The following is a 399-nucleotide window of genomic DNA, read 5'->3' on the forward strand; positions in this document are numbered from 1 at the left end:
GGTTGGATCGCTGTGGTTAATTGTGTACTCGTTATCAGAGTTACCCACAGTCGCGTAGAAGCGAAGCATTGGTCGCGCCGTGCCCATATCGCCAAATGAGATATTCTGCGACAGAGTCGTCTTCCAAGATGAGTTCGTGGCATCAATATCGTCAAACTCTACGACACTGTAACCCATCTCTAACCATGTAGAGTGGACATCATTCCAGGCATAGGTCGGGCGTACAATGAAGTTCGTATTTACGCGGTCTTCGACATCTTTGCCTTCCAGTGATTGGTAGGCTGCTAGGTATTCAACACCCCACTGGTCGTTAAATGAGTAACTACCATCAAAGCTAAACAACAGCGCTGTTTGGTCTTCGGCTAGATCAAAAACACTATCAAGGGCGTTGTTCGAGCT

Annotated in this window: 1 protein-coding gene; it reads right to left on the bottom strand. The window is 47.4% G+C overall.

Annotated features, from left to right (window positions below; genetic code table 11):
• Nucleotides 1-399 (bottom strand): carbohydrate porin (locus AB4585_RS27270; protein ID WP_372171870.1); only part of this gene is annotated, 399 nt, incomplete at both ends.

The sequence above is a fragment of the Vibrio sp. 10N.222.49.C9 genome, assembly GCF_041474985.1.
GTDB classification, from domain to species: Bacteria; Pseudomonadota; Gammaproteobacteria; order Enterobacterales; family Vibrionaceae; genus Vibrio; species Vibrio crassostreae_C.